Below are 17,950 nucleotides of genomic sequence, written 5' to 3'. Positions count from 1 at the left end.
TTGATCGGGACCGGCAATGAAGACGTTTTTCATGCAGATAAAGTGCGATCTGGGCAAGTCCTATGAGGTCGCCAGCGCGCTCGCCGATGCCGAAATCGCCTCGGAGATCTACTCGACCGCCGGCAATTACGACTTGCTTGCCAAATTCTACGTCGACGACGAGGAAGATGTCGGCCACTTCGTCAACGAGAAAGTGCAGATTATTCCCGGAATCAAGGACACCTTCACGGTCGTCACTTTCCGCGCATTCTAAAGCAATTCCAGGAAAAGTGTGAAGCGGTTTTCCGTCCGGAATTGCGGCAAAGCAAAAAGCCATGGCAGGTCGCCGTTTCCATGAAACGGTGAACTGCTATGGCCGCATCAGGCACTTGCCCGGTGAACTGCTAGAGCCGCATCAGGCACTTGCCCGGCGACAAGGCAGAGCCTGATTAAGGTCCTGTTCCGACTGCCCGAATTTTGGGCAGTCGGAACATACTGATCGCCGATATCCTCCAAATCACCGATTGCGCTTGATTTTCTCCCGCGACGCCAGTGAAATGGCGTCACAGGGGAGCATGCGATTGGCAGCGTTCGATGAAATGCTTCCGGAAGTTTCCGGGCTTAGACAACCGTATACGGCTTACGACCGCTGGCTGAAGGAGCAGGACCCGGCCAGGCTTACCGAAAAGATGCAGGACGCCGAGCGCGTCTTCCGCAAGACCGGCATTACCTTCGCCGTCTATGGCGAGCAGGAAGCCTCCGAGCGGCTGATCCCCTTCGACATCGTGCCGCGCATCATCTCCGGCAATGAATGGCGAAGGCTGACGCAAGGCATCGAGCAGCGCGTGCAGGCGCTGAACGCTTTCCTCGACGACATTTACCACCGCCAGGAAATCCTGCGCGCCGGCCGCGTGCCGAGGGAGCTGATCGCCAGGAACGAGGCGTTCCTGCCGGAAATGATCGGAGTGCGGCCACCGGCCGGCGTCTACACCCACATTATCGGCGTCGATATCGTCCGGATCTCGGAGAACGAGTTCTACGTGCTGGAGGACAATGCGCGCACGCCGTCGGGGGTCTCCTACATGCTGGAGAACCGCGAGACGATGATGCAGCTCTTTCCCGAGCTGTTCCAGCAGATCAAGGTGCGGCCGGTGGAGAATTATCCGCAATTGCTGCGCCAGTCGCTGGCGGCAGTGCGGCCGCAAAGCACCAAGGGCGCACCGACCATTGCCGTGCTGACGCCGGGCAGCTTCAACTCCGCCTATTTCGAACATGCCTTCCTCGCCGACCAGATGGGCGTGCAACTGGTCGAAGGCCAGGATCTGCGCGTTGTAGACGGCCACGTCGCCATGCGCACGACCGAAGGCTACAAGCAGATCGACGTGCTTTACCGGCGCGTCGACGATTCCTTCCTCGATCCGCTGACCTTCCGGCCGGACTCGGCCCTTGGCGTGCCCGGCATCATGGACGTCTACCGCGCCGGCAACATCACCATCGCCAACGCGCCGGGAACCGGCATCGCCGACGACAAGGCGATTTATTCCTACATGCCCGACATCGTCGAGTTCTACACCGGCCGCAAAGCCATCCTCGGCAACATCCCGACCTGGCGCTGCTCGGAGCCCGACAGCCTGAAATACGTGCTCGAACACATCCATGAGCTGGTCATCAAGGAAGTGCACGGCTCCGGCGGCTACGGCATGCTGGTCGGCCCGGCTGCGACCAAGAAGGAATGCCAGGATTTCGCCAAGAAGCTGCAGGCGAAGCCCTCCAACTACATCGCCCAGCCGACGCTGGCGCTGTCGACTTGCCCGATCCTGACAGAAAAAGGCCTGTCGCCGCGCCATGTCGATCTCAGGCCCTATGTTCTGGTCTCCGACCGAATCCAGATCGTTCCCGGCGGCTTGACGCGGGTGGCGCTGAAGGAGGGGTCGTTGGTCGTGAATTCGTCGCAAGGCGGCGGCACGAAGGATACGTGGGTGTTGGACGATTAGGTAGGGAATAGGGCAGTAGGCAGTAGGCAGTAGGCAGTAGAGGGACAAGAAATGCCATATTCCACAGAGATTCAAATGCTTACTAATCCCTACTCACTATTCCCTACTCACTAGCCCGAAGGCCACTTCACATGCTTCTCGGCCGCACCGCCAACGGGCTCTACTGGATGAACCGCTATATCGAGCGGGCGGAAAACATGGCGCGTCTGGTCGATGCCGGCCTTCGCATGGCGCTGACCCGCACCCAGAGCGCGTCGGAAGAGTGGAATTCGGTGCTGCTCAGCGCCGGCTCCGACGTCACCTTCACGCAGAAATACAAGGACTATACCGCCGCCAACGTCGCCGACTTCCTGCTGCGCGACACCTCGAACCCGTCGAGCACGATGTCGGCGATCGAGACCGCTCGCAACAATGCCCGCATGGTGCGCACCGCGCTGACGCGCGAGACCTGGGAGAGCATCAACGAAGCCTGGATGGCGCTGAAGCGCATGCTGGCAAAGCCGATCGACGAGCGCGACCTGCCGAGTGTGCTCGACGCCATCAAGCGCGAGACGGCGCTGATCCGGGGCTCGTTCTATGGCACCATGCTGCGCAACGAAATCTTCGACTTCTCGCAGCTCGGCACCTATGTCGAGCGGGCCGACAACACGGCACGCATCCTCGACGTGAAATACTACGTGCTGCTGCCGTCGATCTCCTGGGTCGGCTCGAGCCTCGACAACTACCAATGGGAATCGATCCTGCGCTCGGTGTCGGCGCACCGTTCCTATCGCTGGGTCTATGAGGCCGACTACAAACCCACCAACATTGCCGACTATCTGATCCTCAATGTGCGCATGCCGCGTTCGCTGACCTTCTGTTATCGTTTTCTTGCCGAGCATCTGAAGTTCCTCGGCGACGACTATGGCGACCGCCATGCCTGCCACGCCACCGTCGACAGGACACAGGCGATGCTGCAGGCAGGGTCGATCAAGGACATATTCGACACCGGCCTGCACGAATTCCTGGCCAGGTTCATTCAAGACAACACCAAGCTTGGCGAAGAGATCGCACAAGATTACCGGTTCAATTGAGCATGATCGCGAACCGGAGGACCGCGCTAGCGACAAGTGAGACCCGGTTTTCGGATAAGATCATGCTTGCAAACGGAAAATAGGCATGCGGCTCAAGATCACCCACCGTACCGAATACCGCTACGACGCGCCGGTGCACTATCTGTTGCAGCGGCTACGCCTGTTACCGGTCAGTGGCCCGACGCAGACCGTGCTGTCCTGGGCGCTGAAGATCGAGGGCGCGCGCGAGGAAGTCCGCTTTAACGACCATTTCGGCAACGATAACAGGCTGTTGAGCGTCGAGGGCGAGCGCGACTTCATCACCGTCGAGGCCTCCGGCGAGGTTGTCACGCGCGACACAGCGGGCGTCTCGGGTCCGCATCACGGCTTTGCGCCGCTGTGGCTGTTCAGCCAGGAGACAGCTTTGACCATCCCGGGTGAGGGCATAAGCGAGCTTGCCGCGGCGGTCGGCAAAGGTACCGACATCGAAAGGCTGCATCGGCTGATGGCGCTGATCGTCGAGCGCGTCGCTTACACGCCGGGCACCACCAGCGTGACGACCCCGGCGGAAGAGGCATTGGCGCTGAAGACCGGCGTTTGCCAGGATCACAGCCACATCTTTGTCACCGCAGCCCGCGTCATGGGTTTTCCGGCTCGCTATGTCAGTGGCTATCTGATGATGGATGCGGCCATCGAGCAGGCGGCGAGCCATGCCTGGGCCGAAGCCCATGTTCAGGGTCTCGGCTGGGTCGCCTTCGACGCCGCAAACGGCATTTCCCCCGATGAACGCTATGTCAGGGTAGCCACCGGCCGTGATTATCGCGACGCCTCGCCGGTATCGGGAATTCGACTGGGACAGGCGGAGGAACAGCTTGCAGTCACCGTCACGGTAGAGCAGTAGTCTCCGGCAAGATTGCTGCCTGAAGAGATTCCATGACTTATTGCGTCGGCCTCAAGATCGATCGTGGGCTCGTGTTCATGTCGGACACGCGCACCAATGCCGGGATGGATTCGATCTCCACTTTCAAGAAGATGCATGTCTGGGAAGAGCCAGGCGAGCGCGTCATCGTGCTGATGTCGGCCGGCAATCTGGCCACGACGCAGGCCGTGGTCAGCCTGCTCGACGAGCGCACCAAGGCGGTGGCCGAGCGCCACGCGACGCTGCTCGAAACCCCATCCATGTACCAGACGGTGCGGCTGGTCGGCGACACCGTCAAGGAAGTCATCGCCAGCTCGTCGCCTGCCGGCGAAAAGGCGGATTCCTATTTCAACGCCTCCTTCATCCTCGGCGGCCAGATCAAGGGCAGCCCGCCACGGCTGTTCATGATCTATCCCGAGGGCAATTTCATCGAATCGACCGACGACACGCCGTTCTTCCAGATCGGCGAGACCAAATACGGCAAGCCGATCATCATCCGTGCCTATGAAAGGACGATGAGCCTGGCTGAAACGGTCAAGCTCTTGCTGGTATCGTTCGATTCGACGCTGAAATCGAACCTGTCCGTCGGCCTGCCTCTCGACCTTCTGTTCCTGGAGGAGGACACGTTCATGGTGGGTTTGAAAAAGCGCATCGGCCAGGACGATCGATATTATCGTGCTATTTCCGAAGGCTGGTCGAACGCGTTGAAGACGGCCTTTGCCAGCCTGCCGGATTTTCCGGGGTAGCGCGGGAACCTTCGTCGCGGTTGCCTGTCTCTATTTAACATGTTAATCAAAATTCAAGCGGCTGGCTGATCGGCGCGTCGGGAGGATCCATGGACAACGAGCAATTCCGCGACTGGTCGAGGCGCGCCGCCGACTGGGGCGCTGATTACCGCGCCGGCCTTCGCGATCGGCCCGTGCGACCTGCCATAGCGCCGGGCGAGATCTTCAGGAGCATCGAAGCTTCTCCGCCGGAGGCCGCGGAATCGATGGAGACGATCTTCGCCGATTTCGAAGCCAAGATCGTGCCCGGCATGACGCATTGGCAGCATCCGCGTTTCTTTGCTTATTTCCCGGCCAATGCAGCACCCGTCTCGGTGGTGGCCGAATATCTGGTCTCTGCGATGGCCGCGCAGTGCATGCTGTGGCAGACTTCGCCGGCGGCGACAGAGCTTGAGACGCGCATCGTCGACTGGATGCGCCAGGCGCTCGGCCTGCCCGAAGGCTTTTCCGGCGTGATCCAGGACTCCGCATCATCGGCGACGCTGGCCGCCGTGTTGACCATGCGCGAGCGCACGCTCGACTGGCAGGGCAACAAGAAGGGTCTTTCCGGGCAGGGCAGGCTGCGCGTCTATTCCTCCGACCAGGTGCACACCTCGATCGACCGCGCCATCTGGGTCGCCGGCATTGGCGAGGAAAACGTCGTCCGCATTCCCGTCGCCGGCACCTACCGCGCCATGGATACCGCGGCTTTGGAAGCGGCGATTGTTGCCGACCGCGCGGCCGGCCTATTGCCGGCCGGCGTCATCGCGTGCGTCGGCGGCACCAGCACCGGCGGCACCGACGACATCGCTGAAGTGGCCGCGGTGGCCAAACGCCAGGGGCTCTATCTGCATATCGACGCCGCCTGGGCCGGATCGGCGATGATCTGTCCGGAATACCGGCATTTCTGGACCGGTGTCGAGGGCGCGGACTCGATCGTCTTCAACCCGCACAAATGGCTGGGCGCGCAATTCGACTGCTCGATCCAGTTCGTCCGTCAGCCGGAGGATCTCGTGCGCACGCTGGCGATCAAGCCGGACTATCTGAAAACTCGCGGCCATGACGGCATCATCAACTACTCCGAATGGTCGGTGCCTCTCGGCCGTCGCTTCCGGGCGCTGAAGCTGTGGTTCCTGCTGCGCGCCCATGGCCTCGAGGCGCTGCGCACCATGATCCGCAATCACGTCGCCTGGAGCGAAGGCATAGCAGCGCGCCTGGCCGAGGAGGAGGATTTCGAGCTCGCCAGCCAGCCGATGCTGTCGCTGTTCTCGTTCCGGCATCGCGCCGCATCCGGCGCTGACTGCGACGAGCACAATCTGCGTCTGGTCGACGCCATCAACAATGACGGCCGTATCTACCTGACGCAGACGCGTGTCGATGGGCGGGTCGCCATCCGCTTCCAGGCAGGCCAGTTCGAGACAACCGCGGCCGATGTCGATACCGCCTTCACTGTCATCTGCGAGTGTGCAAGATCCCCGAAGGACTGACAGGGATTGCCCGGGTGGTTGCCGCCGCCGGGGCAAGCCAGCAAGGACTTGCGAGCAAGCATATGGCCGGAAGGGCTGAAGGGGTTAGCCAGAATCTGACGGGCGTCTGGAGCGGGCGCTATTTCTATCCGCGCGAACTGCCGCCGGTTTCCTTCGTTGCAACGCTGATCGAGACGGCAACCAGCTTGACGGGGATGACCCACGAACCGGCGGCGACCAGCACGGCAAGATACGCAAGCCTGCAGGGGCAGCGAGAGGGCAACGCCGTCTCCTTTACCAAGACATACGACAAGGCCCAATTGAAGGCGCACCCGATTCACTACAGCGGCATCATCAACGGTGATGCAACCGAGATCAAAGGCACTTGGCGAATCCCGGGATACTGGTCCGGCAATTTCCTGATGATCCGCTCGCCAGGTAAAGTCGCGGCTGTCACCCGCAAGGTGGCGGAGCGGGTCTGAGCCGTATCTGCCCGGTTCGCCTTTGCAATCATCGATATTTCATTAGCCGGCGTCTCCCTTTTCATTGCTTTCGTTTTCAGCTACAAACAAGAAAAACGAAAACGGGAGGTTCTCAGTGTATTTGTCGCCGCGCCATGCCGAAATCATCCAGATGGCGAAGGACCATGGCCGTGTGCTGGTCGATGACCTCGCCACGCATTTCAACGTGACGCCACAGACCATCCGCAAGGACCTCAACGATCTCTGCGATCAGCGGCTGCTGACGCGCATCCATGGCGGGGCCCTGTTCCCGTCCGGCATCGAGAACATGGAGTATGAGGCGCGCCGCAAGATTGCCGCCGACGAGAAGGAGGCCATCGGCCGCGCGGCGGCCAGGCTGATACCCGACAACGCCTCCCTGTTCATCAATATCGGCACCACGACCGAGTCGGTCAGCAAGGCGCTGCTCGACCATACCGGGCTGATGGTCATCACCAATAATATCAATGTTGCCAACAGGATGCGCATCTATCCTTCGATCGAGGTGGTAATCGCCGGCGGCGTCGTGCGTGGCTCCGACGGCGGCGTTGTCGGCGAGGCCGCGGTCGATTTCATCAGGCAGTTCAAGGTCGACTATGCGGTGATCGGCGCCTCGGCCATCGACCATGACGGCGCGTTGCTCGATTTCGACTTTCGCGAAGTGAAAGTGGCGCAAGCCATCATCGCCAATGCCAGGCATGTCATCCTGGTGTCCGACCAGACCAAGTTCGAACGCACCGCGCCGGTTCGCATCGGCCATCTCTCGCAGGTAAACACCTTCATCACCGACCGTTGCGACATCCCGTCGGTGCGCCGGATCTGCGAAGAGGCCGAGGTGCAATTGATTGAAACGTCGCTCGGATAGCGGCGCTATCACAGCCCCGTGATATTTCGTTTGACATTCGTTCTTATTTCGAAATAATCCCGCTACGGTTTCGTAAAAACCTAAAAATGCTGCAATGCGAAATCGCGGGAGGGCTTTGTGGACGCAGTCCGTGACATCTTCGTCATCGGTGGCGGCATCAATGGCTGCGGCATCGCCCGCGACGCCGTTGGGCGGGGCTTTTCGGTATTTCTCGCCGAGATGAACGATCTTGCCAGCGGAACCTCCTCCGGCTCGACCAAGCTGATCCACGGCGGTCTTCGCTACCTCGAATTCTACGAGTTCCGGCTGGTGCGCGAGGCGCTGATGGAGCGCGAGGTTCTGTGGAAGAACGCGCCGCACATCATCTGGCCGATGCGCTTCGTGCTGCCCTATGCCAAGGGCCTGCGCCCGGCCTGGCTGATCCGGCTCGGCCTGTTCCTCTACGATCATATTGGTGGCCGCAAATTGCTGCCGGCGACCCGGACACTGGACATGTCCAAGGATCCAGCTGGCAAGCCGCTGAAGCCGCTGTTTCACAAGGCCTTCGAGTACTCGGACGGCTGGGTCAACGATGCCCGGTTGGTGGTGTTGAATGCGCGTGACGCCGCCGACCGCGGCGCCACCATCCGCACCCGCACGAAAGTCGTCGGGGCGCGGCGCGAAGGCGATCTGTGGGCGATCCGCGTGGAAGACGTGCAGACGGGAGAGGCCGAGGAGGTCAAGGCCCGGCTGCTGGTCAATGCCGCCGGTCCATGGGTCGACCACGTCCTGTCGACCACCGTGGACCAGAACGACGTGCACAATGTGCGCCTGGTGCAGGGCAGTCATATCGTCATCAAAAAGAAGTTCGATGATCCGCGCGCCTATTTCTTCCAGAACAAGGACGGGCGCATCATCTTCGCCATCCCTTACGAGGAAGAATTTACGCTGATCGGCACCACCGATCGCGACTATCCCGGCGATCCGCATGACGTGAAGATCAGCGACACCGAGATAGACTATCTCTGCGCGGCGGCGAGCGAATATTTTGCTGAAGCCGTGACGCGCCCCGACATCGTCTGGACCTATTCGGCCGTGCGCCCGCTCTACGACGACGGCGCTTCGAAGGCGCAGGAAGCGACCCGCGACTATGTGCTGAAAGCCGACGGCGGCGGGGGCAAGGCGCCGATCGTCAACGCTTTCGGCGGCAAGATCACCACCTACCGCCGGTTGTCGGAATCGATGCTGGAAAAGGTCGAAGGTTTTCTCGGCAAGCGCGGCAAGCCGTGGACGGCGAACGCGCCCTTGCCGGGCGGCGATTTCCCGGCCACCGGTTTCGACGTCCAGGTGGCGAAGCTGAAGAGCGCCTTTCCTTTCATCGACCAGCGCCTGGCGCGTCGGTTGACCCGGCTTTACGGCACGCGCGCGCAAGTGCTGCTCGGCCTCGCCAAGTCGAACGCCGATCTCGGCCGCAATTTCGGCGCCGATCTCTATGAGGCCGAGGTACGCTACCTCAGCGAAAACGAATGGGCGCTGACCGCCGAAGATGTATTGTGGCGTCGCACCAAGCGCGGTCTGCATCTCAGCCGCGAACAGGCCTCGGCGCTTGACGAATTCATGCGCGGCATCAGCCGGCGCCATGTCGCGGCAGCGGAATAGGGAAGGCGATTGATGCACAAAGCCTGGGAGGAGGCATCATGCTGGAACTGAGAAACGTGACGAAGATGGTCGGCGCGGTGGAGCATATCCGCGACGTGTCGCTGACGCTTCAGCACGGCTCGCTCAACGTTTTGCTCGGGCCGACACTGTCGGGCAAGACCAGCCTGATGCGGCTGATGGCCGGACTCGACGTGCCGACCACCGGTTCAGTCTGGTTCGACGGCCAGAATGTCACCGGCATGCCGGTGCAGCAGCGCAAGATCGCCATGGTCTATCAGCAGTTCATCAACTACCCCGCGATGACCGTCTACGAGAACATCGCCTCGCCATTGCGCGTCGCCGGCACCGACCAGGCCAAGATCGACAAGGAAGTCCGCAACGCGGCAGGGCTTTTGAAGCTCACACCCTATCTCGACCGCACGCCGCTCAGCCTGTCCGGCGGCCAGCAGCAGCGTACGGCGCTGGCTCGCGCCATCGTCAAGAATGCCAGCCTGGTGCTGCTCGACGAGCCGCTCGCCAATCTCGACTACAAATTGCGCGAGGAGCTGCGCGCCGAACTGCCCAAGATATTTGCCGCCGCCGGCACTATTTTCGTCTACGCCACGACCGAGCCGCATGAAGCCTTGCTGCTCGGCGGCAATACGGCGACGCTGTCCGAGGGGCGGATCACCCAATTCGGGCCGACCATCGACGTCTTCCGCAAGCCGATCGACCTGGTGACGGCGAAAACCTTTGCCGATCCGCCGCTCAACACCATCGTGCTGGCCAAGAAGGGCCCGGATTTCCTGCTCGAGGGCGGCGTCAAGCTGCCGGTGCCGGCCGAACTCGCCGGCATTGCCGACGCCAATTACACGATCGGCTTTCAGCCGCATCATCTGTCGCTCGAGCGGCCCAACGCTGCCGCGGTGCCGGTGCGCGCCAAGGTGACGATCACCGAGATCACCGGCTCGGAAAGCTTCATCCACCTCGATTTTGCCGATGCGCGTTGGGTCATGCTGACCCACGGCATCCGCGATTTCGAGCCGGACGCCGAGATCGAGGTGTTTATCGATCCGCGCCACATCATGGTCTTCGACAGCAACGGCAGCGCCGTCGCCGCGCCGAAGCTTGCGGCCTGAGGAGGGAAGAGATGGCGCGCATCGACGTCAACCATGTCAGGCACTCCTACCTGCCCAACCCGCAGAAGGATGCCGATTTTGCGCTGAGGGAAGTGCACCACACATTCGAGGATGGCGGCGCCTACGCGCTGCTGGGGCCTTCGGGTTGCGGCAAGACCACGCTGCTCAACATCATTTCGGGACTTCTGCACCCCTCGCACGGTGAGTTGCTGTTCAACGGCAAGGACGTCACCAATCTGTCGACGCAGGAGCGCAACATCGCGCAGGTGTTCCAGTTCCCGGTCATCTACGACACCATGACCGTTTACGACAATCTTGCCTTCCCGCTGCGCAATCGCGGCGTGCCGGAGGCCGATGTCGACCGTAAGGTGCGCGAGACGCTGGAGATGATCGACCTGGCGTCGTGGGCGAAGAAGAAGGCGAGGGGCCTGACCGCCGACCAGAAGCAGAAGATCTCGCTCGGCCGCGGCCTGGTGCGCTCGGATGTCAATGCCATCCTGTTCGACGAACCGCTGACGGTTATCGATCCGCACATGAAGTGGGTGCTGCGCTCGCAATTGAAGCAACTGCACCGCCGCTTCGGCTACACGATGGTCTATGTGACCCATGACCAGACCGAGGCGCTGACTTTCGCCGACCAGGTCGTCGTCATGTATGATGGCGGCATCGTCCAGATCGGCACGCCGGCTGAATTGTTCGAGCGCCCGCGCCACACATTCGTCGGTTACTTCATCGGCTCGCCCGGCATGAACGTCATGCCGGTGGCGATCGACGGCAAGACCGCGACCATTGGCAGCCAGCGCATCGAGCTGCCCGGCGCGCCAAAGACCGCCGCTGGGAGCTCCGGCGCCATCGAACTCGGCATCCGCCCCGAATATGTCAGGCTCGGCCGTGACGGCATGGCGGTTAAAATCAGCAAGGTCGAGGATCTCGGCCGCCACAAGGTGGTGCGCGCCAGCCTCGAAGGCCGCGAGATCGCTGCCGTCATCGGCGAGGACGAGAGCGTGCCGGCCGACCCAAAGGTTCGCTTCGATCCGGCCGGCATCAACATCTATGCCGATTCCTGGCTGGTTGAGATGGGGCGTGTCGAGATGGGGGCATAGATGGAAAAGACCTGGAACAACAAGGCCTGGTTCCTGGTGCTGCCGGTGCTGGTGCTGGTGGCGTTCTCGGCCGTCATTCCGCTGATGACGGTCGTCAACTATTCGGTGCAGGACACCTTCGGCAACAACGTCTTCTTCTGGGCAGGCACCCAGTGGTTCGAGGAACTGCTGTCGTCCAGCCGCTTCTGGGAAGCGATGGTGCGCAACCTGATCTTCTCCTTCATCATTCTGGCCATCGAAGTGCCGCTCGGCATATTCATCGCGCTCAACATGCCGAAGAAGGGCTGGGGCGTGCCGGTCTGCCTGGTGCTTATGTCGTTGCCGCTGCTCATTCCGTGGAACGTCGTCGGCACCATCTGGCAGGTCTTCGGCCGCAACGACATCGGCCTGCTCGGCTACTACGTCAACGCGCTCGGCATCGACTACAATTACGTGCAGGATCCGTTCGACGCCTGGGTCACCATCATCATCATGGACGTCTGGCACTGGACCAGCCTTGTCGTGCTGCTCTGCTATGCCGGCCTGGTTTCGATCCCGGATGCCTTCTACCAGGCGGCTAAGATCGACGGCGCCTCGCGCTGGGCGGTGTTCCGCTACATCCAGCTGCCGAAAATGCAGCGTGTGCTTTTGATCGCCGTGCTGTTGCGCTTCATGGATAGCTTCATGATCTACACCGAGCCCTTCGTCGTCACCGGCGGCGGCCCCGGCAACTCGACGACCTTCCTGTCGATCGACCTCGTCAAGACCGCGCTCGGCCAGTTCGACCTCGGTCCGGCGGCCGCCATGTCGCTGGTCTACTTCCTGATCATCCTGTTGTTGTCATGGGTGTTCTACACCGTGATGACCAACTACGACGCGGAGCGCTGAGATGGCCGGCGCCAACGAAAGAGCCGACAGAGTGAGCGAAACCACAGCTTCGGGAAAATTGGCGAGCACGCTTTCGCAGGATCAGGTCGCCCGGCTGATGCGCAAGCGCGGCGAGGAATCGCGCTGGTGGTGGATCGTGCCGACGATCTACATCATCGTGCTTCTGCTGCCGATCTACTGGCTCATCAACATGAGCTTCAAGACCAATGCCGAGATCGTCTCCTCGCTAACGCTCTATCCGCATCAGCCTACGATCGCCAACTACGTCACTATCTTCACCGATGCGTCCTGGTATTCGGGCTACATCAACTCGATCACCTATGTTGTCATGAACATGGTGATTTCCGTGGCTGCGGCGCTGCCGGCGGCCTACGCCTTTTCGCGCTACCGCTTCCTCGGCGACAAGCATCTGTTCTTTTGGCTGCTGACCAACCGCATGGCGCCGCCGGCGGTGTTCGCGCTGCCGTTCTTCCAGCTCTATTCGGCCTTCGGCCTGATCGACACCCACATCGCGGTGGCGCTGGCGCACTGCCTGTTCAACGTGCCGCTGGCGGTGTGGATCCTCGAAGGCTTCATGTCGGGCGTGCCCAAAGAGATCGACGAAACAGCCTATATCGACGGCTACTCCTTCCCGCGCTTCTTCGTCAGGATTTTCATGCCGCTGATCGCCAGCGGCATCGGTGTCGCGTGCTTCTTCTGCTTCATGTTCTCATGGGTCGAGCTTTTGATCGCTCGCACGCTGACGACCACCGATGCCAAGCCCATCGCCGCCACCATGACCCGCACCGTCTCGGCCGCCGGCATGGACTGGGGCCTGCTTGCCGCCGCCGGCGTGCTGACGCTGATCCCCGGCGCGCTCGTCATCTGGTTTGTCCGCAACTACATCGCCAAGGGCTTCGCCCTGGGGAGGGTGTGATGAAACAAAAGCACGGGTTCATCCTCACCACCACCGCCAAGGGCTTTGCCCTGGGGAGGGTGTCACCATGAATCTCGACCTCACCTGGATGGCGTGGACGTGGCCGACGGCGGCGTTCTTCGGCACCATTCTCCTGCTGCTGTGCGGCATGGCGTTTTGGGAATATGCCTCGCCGGGCGGCAATCCGCGCGTCGGCATCCTGCGCTTCGAGACGACGCGCGGCGACCGTCTTTTTCTGTCGCTGCTTGGCAGCGCCTTTATCCATCTCGCTTGGCTGGGTCTTGTCGGATCCAACCTGTGGTGGGCTCTCGCTCTCTCCGTGGTCTACGCCGTCGGCGTGTTCCGCTACGTATAGAGGGGGAAACTGTTGGATCGACCGCGTGCCGGCGGCCGTTCCAGATCGCACTTGAAACCTAAATGTGGAGGAAACCTATGCGACGGCAATTTTTAACATCAACAACTGCCCTTGTCCTGTTGCTCGGGGTAGGCAACGCCTACGCCGGAATGGATGAGGCCAAGGCGTTTCTGGACAAGGAAATCGGCCCGCTGTCGACGCTCGACCGCGCCGGCCAGGAAGCAGAAATGCAGTGGTTCATCGATGCCGCGAAGCCTTTCGCCGGCATGGACATCAAGGTCGTGTCCGAAACCATCGCCACCCACCAGTATGAATCGCAGGTGCTGGCGCCCGCCTTTACCGCCATCACCGGCATCAAGATCACGCATGACGTCATCCAGGAAGGCGACGTCGTCGAGAAGATCCAGACCCAGATGCAGACCGGCCAGAACCTCTATGACGGCTGGGTCAACGATTCCGACCTGATCGGCACCCACTGGCGCTACCAGCAGGTCCGCAACCTGACCGACTGGATGGCGGGCGAGGGCAAGGACGTTACCAATCCGAACCTCGACCTGAAGGATTTTATCGGCACCTCCTTCACCACCGCGCCGGACAAGAAGCTCTATCAGCTGCCCGACCAGCAGTTCGCCAACCTCTACTGGTTCCGTTACGACTGGTTCAACGACGAGAAGAACAAGGCCGACTTCAAGGCGAAATACGGCTACGACCTCGGCGTTCCCGTCAACTGGTCGGCCTATGAGGACATCGCCGAGTTCTTCACCGGCCGCGAGATCGACGGCAAGAAGGTCTATGGCCACATGGACTACGGCAAGAAGGACCCGTCGCTCGGCTGGCGGTTCACTGATGCCTGGCTGTCGATGGCCGGCAACGGCGACAAGGGTCTGCCGAACGGCCTGCCGGTCGACGAATGGGGCATCAAGGTCAACGAGAAATCACAGCCGGTCGGCTCCTGCACGGCGCGCGGCGGCGACACCAACGGCCCGGCTGCCGTCTACTCGATCCAGAAATACCTCGACTGGCTGAAGGCCTACGCTCCGGCCGAAGCCCAAGGCATGACCTTCTCCGAATCCGGCCCGGTGCCGGCACAGGGTGCGGTCGCGCAGCAGATATTCTGGTACACCGCCTTCACCGCTTCGATGGTCGACGCCGGCGCCAAGGCGGTGCTGAACGACGACGGAACGCCGAAGTGGCGCATGGCCCCGTCGCCGCATGGCGTCTACTGGAAGGACGGCATGAAGCTCGGCTATCAGGACGTGGGTTCCTGGACGCTGATGAAGTCGACGCCGACCGACCGCGCCAAGGCCGCCTGGCTCTACGCGCAGTTCGTGACCTCGAAGACGGTCGACGTGAAGAAGAGCCATGTCGGCTTGACCTTCATCCGCGAAAGCACGATCCACGACAAGAGCTTCACCGAACGTGCGCCGAAGCTCGGTGGTCTGATCGAGTTCTACCGCTCGCCGGCCCGCGTTCAGTGGTCGCCGACCGGCACCAACGTGCCCGATTATCCGAAGCTGGCACAGCTCTGGTGGCAGGCGATCGGCGATGCCTCGTCCGGCGCCAAGACGGCGCAGGAAGCCATGGACTCGCTCTGCGCCGAGCAGGAAAAAGTCATGACCCGCATCGAGAAGTCGGGCGTCCAGGGCGATATCGGCCCGAAGATGGCCGAAGAGCATGACCTCGCCTACTGGAACGCCGACGCGGTCAAGAACGGCAATCTCGCGCCTCAGCTGAAGATCGAGAACGAGAAGGAAAAGCCGATCACCATCAACTACGACGAACTGGTGAAGAGCTGGCAGAAGTAATCTTGGCGTACGCGCCAGGATCATAGTGAACGGGGAGGCGGCATCTTGCCGTCTCCCCTGTTTGTATAGGCGAGCTACCGGGAGGACTAATGACCGGATACATCCTTGCAATCGACCAGGGTACGACATCGACCAGGGCGATCCTGTTCGACGGCGCGATGAAGGTCGCCGGCAGCAAGCAGCAGGAATTCACGCAGCATTATCCTGCCTCCGGCTGGGTGGAGCATGATCCGGAAGAGATCTGGGCAAGCGTCGTCGCGACGGTCAAAGGCGCGCTGAAGGCCGCCGGCCGCGAGGCCTCGGATGTGGCGGCGATCGGCATCACCAACCAGCGCGAAACCGTCGTCATCTGGGACAAGGCGACCGGCAAGCCGATCCACAATGCCATCGTCTGGCAGGACCGCCGCACCGCGCCGCTGTGCCAGAAGCTGAAAAAACACGGCCTGGAGAAAAAGTTCACCAAAAAGACCGGCCTGCTGCTCGATCCCTATTTCTCCGGCACCAAGATCGCCTGGATGCTGGACAAGGTAAACGGTGCGAGAAAGCGCGCCGAAAAGGGCGAACTGCTCGCCGGCACTATCGACAGTTTTTTGATCTGGCGGCTGACCGGCGGCAAGGTGCATGCGACGGATGCCACCAACGCCTCGCGCACGCTGGTCTATAACATCGAGAAAAATGTCTGGGACGACGAGCTGCTCTCCATCCTGCGCATCCCGGTGGCGATGCTGCCTGAGGTCAAGGATTGCGCCGACGACTACGGCGTGACGGAAAAAAGCCTGTTTGGCGCCGAAATCAAAATCCTTGGCGTGGCCGGCGATCAGCACGCAGCGACCATCGGCCAGGCCTGTTTCGAGCCAGGCATGATGAAATCGACCTATGGCACCGGCTGCTTTGCGCTGCTCAACACCGGCGCCGATCTGGTGCGCTCGAAGAACCGGCTGTTGACCACCATCGCCTATCGGCTGAACGGCAAGACCACCTATGCCTTGGAAGGCTCGATCTTCATCGCCGGTGCCGCCGTGCAATGGCTGCGCGACGGCATCAAGGTGATCGGCAAGGCCGAGCATAGCGGCGTTTTGGCTGCAACCGCCGACCCCACACAGAACGTCTATCTGGTGCCGGCTTTCGTCGGTCTCGGCGCGCCGCATTGGGACGCCGAAGCGCGTGGCGCGATCTTCGGGCTGACGCGCAACTCAGGCCCGGCGGAGTTTGCCCGCGCGGCGCTTGAATCCGTCGCCTACCAGACGCGCGATCTCCTCGACGCCATGCGCAAGGACTGGAAGGGGGCATCGGCCAAAACCGTGCTTCGCGTCGACGGCGGCATGGTGGCCTCCGACTGGACCATGCAGCGGCTGGCCGATATCCTCGATGCCCCGGTCGATCGCCCGACCATTCTGGAGACGACGGCGCTGGGCGCAGCGTGGCTTGCCGGCTCGAAGGCGGGTGTGTTGCCGAAGGCGAAGGATTTTGCCAGGAGTTGGGCGCTCGAGCGCCGCTTCAAGCCGGACATGGATGCCGACACCCGCTCGGCAAAACTGGCGGGTTGGCGCGACGCGGTGCGCCGGACATTGAGCGCGTCCTGATTTCGCACTTAAGACCAAGTCCGCGAAAAGACGAAGCCCGCGCCCGTTGCCGGCGCAGGCTCCGTCCTACCCTAACTTCGCCCTAAACACATCAATAGGGCGAATTACACTGCCGCCGAGGGCCGTAGTTGGGCTGGAATGTGTTGTCCGAGGCGCGGTAGGAGCGATAGCGGTCGTAGCACCACTGCACATGCGCATCGCCGCCGTAGACGCGGTTGTTCTCGCTGTTGACGATCGCACCGGTGATCAAAGCGCCGGTGGCGAAGGCAGCCAGCGGGAACCAGTAGTCGCCGTGACGGCGATAGCCGCGGTGATATTCGCGATAGCCGCGATGGCCATTCCAATAGCTGCCGCCATCATTGTTGCGCGAGAACTGGCGGCCCACGCGGAAATCGCGATTGCCGGAATTGCGGTTGCCATGGCGCATCCACCGCCAGTTGTCATGACGAGAATCGCCCACATTCACGATGTCGGACGAAGTTGCTGATGACCGGGGCACGAACATCTGGGCGGCATTGGCCGGCATAGCGGCGGCCGCGGCAAACGAAATTGACAGGGTGGTCGCCAGTAGACCCGTTGCGATCTTGTTCATGATCTTCTCCTTGAAGGGTGGTTGACGTCCCTTGTGAGACGAAAACGGCCCGTTCGTGCGATGGTTCCCACCAAAACAGTAAGTTGCTGATTTGTAATGTTTCTCGAATTCGGCGCGAGAGAAAAGGCGTCTCGCGCGCCAACAGATCGAAGCGGCGACCACGTTGCGGGAGCGGCTCACCGGACTGGTGACGACGCAATTTGCGGCGCGTCGGGCGATGGCTGAAACCCCGGTGGAACGGCCATCTTTTTCCGGTTGACCGGTCGCGGCACTCTCCCTATGTTCCGCGCAATTTCGAGGGCGGCCTTTAGAGCCCGCGGGAGCGCGTAGCTCAGCCGGTAGAGCAACTGACTTTTAATCAGTAGGTCTCGGGTTCGAACCCCGACGCGCTCACCAGAAATATTTCGTGCGGAAGTTGCTCCCTGTCAGCAGCC

Annotated in this window: 17 protein-coding genes and 1 tRNA gene; 17 read left to right on the top strand and 1 reads right to left on the bottom strand. The window is 61.5% G+C overall.

Translation table 11 applies throughout. The annotated features are described in order from the left end of the window. Positions 1-16 precede the first annotated feature (16 nt). From NLY42_RS22640 to glpK, 16 genes are all read left to right on the top strand, one after another. Complete coding sequence (locus NLY42_RS22640) at positions 17-253, top strand: Lrp/AsnC family transcriptional regulator (RefSeq protein ID WP_023670963.1); 237 nt, start codon at positions 17-19, stop codon at positions 251-253. Between the two features lie 307 nt (positions 254-560). After that, a complete protein-coding gene (locus NLY42_RS22635) occupies positions 561-1,973 on the top strand; it encodes a circularly permuted type 2 ATP-grasp protein (protein WP_023670964.1) in 1,413 nt (470 codons plus the stop codon). A 131-nt stretch (positions 1,974-2,104) separates the two neighbouring features. Then, positions 2,105-3,046 carry an alpha-E domain-containing protein gene (locus NLY42_RS22630; RefSeq protein ID WP_023670965.1) on the top strand — a complete coding sequence of 314 codons (942 nt, stop codon included), beginning with the start codon at positions 2,105-2,107 and terminating at the stop codon, positions 3,044-3,046. Positions 3,047-3,131: 85 nt separating this feature from the next. Then, positions 3,132-3,926: a transglutaminase family protein gene (locus NLY42_RS22625; protein ID WP_023670966.1), complete on the top strand. Its 795-nt coding sequence runs from the start codon at positions 3,132-3,134 to the stop codon at positions 3,924-3,926. A 32-nt stretch (positions 3,927-3,958) separates the two neighbouring features. Beyond that, complete coding sequence (locus tag NLY42_RS22620) at positions 3,959-4,690, top strand: proteasome-type protease (RefSeq protein WP_023754897.1); 732 nt, start codon at positions 3,959-3,961, stop codon at positions 4,688-4,690. An 89-nt stretch (positions 4,691-4,779) separates the two neighbouring features. Next, a complete protein-coding gene (locus tag NLY42_RS22615) occupies positions 4,780-6,195 on the top strand; it encodes a pyridoxal phosphate-dependent decarboxylase family protein (RefSeq protein WP_023754896.1) in 1,416 nt (471 codons plus the stop codon). A gap of 14 nt (positions 6,196-6,209) precedes the next feature. Next, on the top strand, positions 6,210-6,656 hold the full coding sequence (locus NLY42_RS22610) for a hypothetical protein (protein ID WP_023754895.1): 447 nt from the start codon (positions 6,210-6,212) through the stop codon (positions 6,654-6,656). A gap of 115 nt (positions 6,657-6,771) precedes the next feature. Beyond that, positions 6,772-7,539, top strand: a complete 768-nt coding sequence (locus NLY42_RS22605) for a DeoR/GlpR family DNA-binding transcription regulator (protein ID WP_023742487.1) — start codon at positions 6,772-6,774, stop codon at positions 7,537-7,539. 117 nt (positions 7,540-7,656) lie between these two features. Next, the gene (gene glpD, locus NLY42_RS22600; protein ID WP_023754894.1) at positions 7,657-9,177 is read left to right on the top strand and encodes a glycerol-3-phosphate dehydrogenase; all 1,521 of its coding nucleotides are present in this window, start codon (positions 7,657-7,659) and stop codon (positions 9,175-9,177) included. Between the two features lie 38 nt (positions 9,178-9,215). Then, positions 9,216-10,295: an ABC transporter ATP-binding protein gene (locus NLY42_RS22595; RefSeq protein WP_023684650.1), complete on the top strand. Its 1,080-nt coding sequence runs from the start codon at positions 9,216-9,218 to the stop codon at positions 10,293-10,295. Positions 10,296-10,306: 11 nt separating this feature from the next. Beyond that, on the top strand, positions 10,307-11,398 hold the full coding sequence (locus tag NLY42_RS22590; protein WP_023730147.1) for an ABC transporter ATP-binding protein: 1,092 nt from the start codon (positions 10,307-10,309) through the stop codon (positions 11,396-11,398). Further along, positions 11,399-12,265: a carbohydrate ABC transporter permease gene (locus NLY42_RS22585; protein WP_023670975.1), complete on the top strand. Its 867-nt coding sequence runs from the start codon at positions 11,399-11,401 to the stop codon at positions 12,263-12,265. It begins immediately after the preceding gene. Position 12,266: 1 nt separating this feature from the next. After that, the gene (locus NLY42_RS22580) at positions 12,267-13,181 is read left to right on the top strand and encodes a carbohydrate ABC transporter permease (protein WP_023754893.1); all 915 of its coding nucleotides are present in this window, start codon (positions 12,267-12,269) and stop codon (positions 13,179-13,181) included. 67 nt (positions 13,182-13,248) lie between these two features. After that, positions 13,249-13,536 carry a DUF2160 domain-containing protein gene (locus NLY42_RS22575; RefSeq protein ID WP_023754892.1) on the top strand — a complete coding sequence of 96 codons (288 nt, stop codon included), beginning with the start codon at positions 13,249-13,251 and terminating at the stop codon, positions 13,534-13,536. 77 nt (positions 13,537-13,613) lie between these two features. Continuing rightward, positions 13,614-15,341 (top strand): ABC transporter substrate-binding protein, encoded by a 1,728-nt coding sequence (locus NLY42_RS22570; protein ID WP_023670978.1) that lies wholly within the window; start codon positions 13,614-13,616, stop codon positions 15,339-15,341. 89 nt (positions 15,342-15,430) lie between these two features. Further along, complete coding sequence (gene glpK / locus NLY42_RS22565; protein WP_023754891.1) at positions 15,431-16,924, top strand: glycerol kinase GlpK; 1,494 nt, start codon at positions 15,431-15,433, stop codon at positions 16,922-16,924. A 91-nt stretch (positions 16,925-17,015) separates the two neighbouring features. Here the strand turns inward: glpK and NLY42_RS22560 are convergent, their stop codons facing one another. After that, positions 17,016-17,516 (bottom strand): BA14K family protein, encoded by a 501-nt coding sequence (locus NLY42_RS22560; RefSeq protein WP_023754890.1) that lies wholly within the window; start codon positions 17,514-17,516, stop codon positions 17,016-17,018. Between the two features lie 320 nt (positions 17,517-17,836). Between NLY42_RS22560 and NLY42_RS22555 the strand changes: the two genes are divergently transcribed. Next, positions 17,837-17,912, top strand: a tRNA-Lys gene (locus NLY42_RS22555). The last annotated feature ends 38 nt before the right edge of the window (positions 17,913-17,950 follow it).

The sequence above is a fragment of the Mesorhizobium sp. C372A genome (genome assembly GCF_030323245.1).
Lineage (GTDB): Bacteria > Pseudomonadota > Alphaproteobacteria > Rhizobiales > Rhizobiaceae > Mesorhizobium.
Note: the sequence above shows the minus strand (reverse complement) of the source record. Positions and strands in the feature narration are given on the sequence as shown.

Excerpts from the sequence above, each read along its gene's own strand:
- NLY42_RS22640 (WP_023670963.1), top strand. The coding sequence starts at position 17 with ATGAAGACGTTTTTCATGCAGATAAAGTGCGATCTGGGCAAGTCCTAT.
- NLY42_RS22630 (WP_023670965.1), top strand. The coding sequence starts at position 2,105 with ATGCTTCTCGGCCGCACCGCCAACGGGCTCTACTGGATGAACCGCTAT.
- NLY42_RS22625 (WP_023670966.1), top strand. The coding sequence starts at position 3,132 with ATGCGGCTCAAGATCACCCACCGTACCGAATACCGCTACGACGCGCCG.
- NLY42_RS22620 (WP_023754897.1), top strand. The coding sequence starts at position 3,959 with ATGACTTATTGCGTCGGCCTCAAGATCGATCGTGGGCTCGTGTTCATG.
- NLY42_RS22615 (WP_023754896.1), top strand. The coding sequence starts at position 4,780 with ATGGACAACGAGCAATTCCGCGACTGGTCGAGGCGCGCCGCCGACTGG.
- NLY42_RS22595 (WP_023684650.1), top strand. The coding sequence starts at position 9,216 with ATGCTGGAACTGAGAAACGTGACGAAGATGGTCGGCGCGGTGGAGCAT.
- NLY42_RS22590 (WP_023730147.1), top strand. The coding sequence starts at position 10,307 with ATGGCGCGCATCGACGTCAACCATGTCAGGCACTCCTACCTGCCCAAC.
- NLY42_RS22585 (WP_023670975.1), top strand. The coding sequence starts at position 11,399 with ATGGAAAAGACCTGGAACAACAAGGCCTGGTTCCTGGTGCTGCCGGTG.
- NLY42_RS22580 (WP_023754893.1), top strand. The coding sequence starts at position 12,267 with ATGGCCGGCGCCAACGAAAGAGCCGACAGAGTGAGCGAAACCACAGCT.
- NLY42_RS22575 (WP_023754892.1), top strand. The coding sequence starts at position 13,249 with ATGAATCTCGACCTCACCTGGATGGCGTGGACGTGGCCGACGGCGGCG.
- NLY42_RS22570 (WP_023670978.1), top strand. The coding sequence starts at position 13,614 with ATGCGACGGCAATTTTTAACATCAACAACTGCCCTTGTCCTGTTGCTC.
- glpK (WP_023754891.1), top strand. The coding sequence starts at position 15,431 with ATGACCGGATACATCCTTGCAATCGACCAGGGTACGACATCGACCAGG.
- NLY42_RS22560 (WP_023754890.1), bottom strand. The coding sequence starts at position 17,516 with ATGAACAAGATCGCAACGGGTCTACTGGCGACCACCCTGTCAATTTCG.